General features: G+C 68.4%; 2 protein-coding genes. Both read left to right on the forward strand.

Translation table 11 applies throughout. The features are described 5' to 3' along the window. Nucleotides 1-135: 135 nt before the first annotated feature. Nucleotides 136-1,464, forward strand: a complete 1,329-nt coding sequence (istA, locus tag ABVF28_RS17165) for an IS21 family transposase (protein WP_371031451.1) — start codon at nucleotides 136-138, stop codon at nucleotides 1,462-1,464. Then, entirely contained in the window at nucleotides 1,461-2,273 is an 813-nt protein-coding gene (gene istB / locus ABVF28_RS17170) for an IS21-like element helper ATPase IstB (protein WP_068476904.1), read from the forward strand. The genes istA and istB overlap by 4 nt, the downstream gene beginning before the upstream one ends. The last annotated feature ends 63 nt before the right edge of the window (nucleotides 2,274-2,336 follow it).

Here is a 2,336-nt window from a genome sequence, read left to right on the forward strand (position 1 = left end):
TGACGGCGCTCACTGAAATTCCTCGGTTCTGCTCATCGAAATTCCCCACTCTGGGTCGCTCCGCCGCATGAGGCGGGCCTTCCTCGATGCTGGTGGTCTCTGACCACACACCAGCCCGAGGAAGGCCCTGTTCTCATGCTCTCAGAGAGGAGCAGCGTGGACATCCACGCTCTGAAACGGCAGGGGATGACGATCAGCGAGATCGCCCGCCGCACTAACCATGACCGCAAGACCATCCGCGCGTATCTGAACGGTGAACGCCAGCCCGGGATGCGTGAGCGCACCATCCCGGACTCGTTCGACGCGTTCGTCGACTACGCCACCGCGAGACTGACCGAGGACCCGCACCTGTGGGCGGTGGCGCTGCTCGACGAGCTGCGACCGCTCGGTTACGAGGGGTCGTATCCGACGCTGACGCGGCAGATTCGTGCCCGCGGGCTGCGTCCGGCGTGCACCGCGTGCGCGCACGTCACCAAACGCGCAAACGCGGTCATCGAGCACCCGCCCGGGGAGGAGACCCAGTTCGACTGGGTCGAGATGCCCGACCCGCCCGCGCATTGGGGGTTCGGACGCAAGACCGCGTATGTCCTGGTCGGGTCGCTCGCGCACTCGGGTGTCTGGCGGGGCGTGATCTCCCCGTCGATGGACACCCCGCACCTGCTCGCCGCGATGACGACCCTGCTCGCCCTGCTGGGCGGGCTCACGAAGACCTGGCGGTTCGACCGGATGCGGACGGTCCTGGACCACCGCACCGGCGACCTGGTCCCGCAGTTCGCCGCGTTCGCGAAGCACCACGGCGTCACCGCGGTGGTCTGCCGGCCGAGGTCGGGGAACAGGAAGGGCGTGGTCGAGAAGAACAATCACACCGCCGCGCAACGCTGGTGGCGGACCTTGCCCGACGACCTCACCCTCGAGCAAGCGCAGGCCAGCCTGAACACGTTCGCCGCAGGGCAGGACGACCGGCGGCGTGAGGGCGAGCTCGGGACGACGACAGCGTCCGCCCTGTTCGTGAACGAGCGGCTCAGACCGCTACCTGCGGTTGTGTTCCCTGTGATCATCACAGAGGAGCGCACCGCGACCCGGCAAGCGCTGATCGACTGGCGCGGGAATCGCTACTCCGTCCCGCCCGAACTCGCCGCCGCGAAAGTCGAGGTCCGGCAGCGGCTCGGCGCGGACATCATCGACATCGCCACCGCATCGGGGACGGTCGTCGCCCGCCACCAGGTCGCCGAACCCGGCCTCGGCGTCACGATCCGCGACAGCGGCCATGTCACCGCACTGGAGGCCATCGCGATGGCGTCAGCGACACCAGGACGCCCGCACCGCCGCAAAGAACGCATCCCACCCGGCAGCGCCGCGCTGCGCGCTGCCGCAGCCCTCACCAGCGCTGCAGCGCAGCCTTCGACCGTGATCAGCCTGGCCGCTTACGAGCAGGCCGCGAAGAACAGGAACACCCTCCGATGACCACAACCACAGCCACCACGACGGCAGCGAGCGTCTATCAACAGCTGCGCGGCCACCTCACCGACCTGAAACTCGCCGACGCCGCGGACGCCCTCCCCGCCGTCCTCGACCAGGCGCAAGCCGAAGGATGGACCCTGACGCAGGCCCTCGAGCACCTACTGCGAGTCGAGGTCACCGCCACCGACGCCCGCCGCTTGGCTGGCCGGTTCCGTTTCGCGAACCTCCCCACCGGGCAGACCCTGGACGACTTCGATCACGACGCCGCATCCGGCATCGACCGGTCGCTGCTGGCCGAGCTCGGCACCTGCCGGTTCATCGACACCGCCACCAACGTGCTCCTGATCGGCCCGCCCGGCGTCGGGAAGACCCACATCGCCACCGGCCTCGGCCACGCCGCCGTCACCGCCGGCTACCGCGTCTACTTCACCTCCGCCGCCGACCTCGCCGCCCGCTGCCACCGCGCCGCGATCGAAGGCAAGTGGTCGACGATGATGCGTTTCTTCGCCGGTCCGACCCTGCTCATCATCGACGAGCTTGGCTACCTGCCACTACCCGGCGAGGCCGCCTCAGCCTTGTTCCAGGTCATCAACCAGCGCTACCTGAAGACCTCCATCGTGATCACCACGAACCGGCCGGTCGGAGCCTGGGGCGAGATCCTCGGCGACACCACCGTCGCCGCAGCCATGCTCGACCGGCTCTTGCACCGATCCGTCGTGATCACCCTCGATGGAGCCTCTTACCGGCTCCGCCACCACGCCACCGCCGCAGACGAACTCCGCCGCGTCACGACCGGCACGAACCTGCGCTAACCTGACCACGCGACCTGAGGAATTCCGATGAGCAACTCTGGGGAATTTCGATGAGCGCCATCA

It is taken from the genome of Pseudoclavibacter sp. JSM 162008, from assembly GCF_041366455.1.
Lineage (GTDB): Bacteria > Actinomycetota > Actinomycetes > Actinomycetales > Microbacteriaceae > Pseudoclavibacter.